This is a genomic window from Streptomyces sp. NPDC096105, assembly GCF_044763335.1.
Classification (GTDB): domain Bacteria; phylum Actinomycetota; class Actinomycetes; order Streptomycetales; family Streptomycetaceae; genus Streptomyces.
Window position 1 is genome coordinate 1 of the sequence record NZ_JBIWGC010000056.1, and the last position, 1,127, is coordinate 1,127.

Sequence of the window (1,127 nt, forward strand, 5' to 3'; positions counted from 1 at the left end):
GCGGCGGTCCTGACGCCGATGCCGGGCATCGACGTCAGGACCGGGAAAAGAGGGTGGGCCTCCAGCAGGGTGTTGATTTGGGCTTCCAGAGCGCGGCGCTGGGTGTGGACGGCGGCGAGCGAGGCTGCCAGGGAGGGCACGACGATGTCGAGGGTGCCGGTGCCGGGGACGACGACGGTCTGTTCGTCGAGTGCGTCGAAGACGTCGTCGATCAGCCGGGCGGCCATGCGGGGGGCTTTCGGGCGGATCAGTTCCACGAGTCTGCGGCGGCCGGCTTTGCGCAGGGCGGACGGGGAGCCGTAGCGTTCCAGGAGCCAGGTGACGGCCTGGTGGTCCAGGCGGGGGCCGAGGACGCGTTCCAGGCTGGGGTGGAACTGGGTGAGCAGGCCGCGTATCCGGTTGCTGGTGCGGGTGGCCTCGGCCGCGAGGTCTTGGTCGAAGCCGACCAGGACCGTGAGCTCGGCGGTGATCTCGTCGGTCAGCTCCAGCGAGCGCAGGGTGTGCGGCATCGTGCGGGCCGCGTCCGCGATCACGGCCGCGTCCTTCGCATCGGTCTTCGCCTCGCCCGGGTAGAGGTCGGCGATCCGGCGCATCGCCAGTCCGGGCAGGTAGGCGACCTGGCAGCCCGCGTCCCGGGCGACGGTCAGGGGGAGGGCACCGATCGAGGCGGGCTGGTCCACGATCACCAGTACCGTGCCGAACTTCGCGGCCAGCTTGTCGAAGACGGCCCGCAGTTTCGGCTCGCTGTTGGGCAGGGGCTTGTCGAAGACCTTCTTCCCGGCCGGGGTCAGCCCGTGGCCGTGATGGGCCGTCTTGCCGACGTCCAGGCCCAGGAACACGCCCACGTTTTCGGTGTCGAACATCGCACCCTCTCCAGGGAGTCGGACGAGCCGGCCTCGGGCGGTGGTGTCGTACGCGCGCATCCACGTTATGCAGACCTGCCGCCCGCGAACTGCCCGGCGTTGCGCCGGACCGGGCGGTGGCCGGACCTCTCATCAGCGTCTCCGACGGCACCTCCCGGACCCGGTGACACCACCCCCCAGGTCATCCGTTCGACAGGGGGCAAAAGTCATGCCGGGCCCGGAGGCCAGCGGCCCTCTTGCAGGACCGCGAAGAAGATAACGGGG

1 protein-coding gene is annotated in these 1,127 nt (G+C 70.5%); it reads right to left on the minus strand.

What is annotated here, in order from left to right:
• A partial coding sequence (locus tag ACIQ8B_RS32970; protein WP_403552010.1) for an IS110 family transposase occupies window positions 1-863 on the minus strand: 863 nt, incomplete at its 3' end.
• Between the last annotated feature and the right edge of the window lie 264 nt (window positions 864-1,127).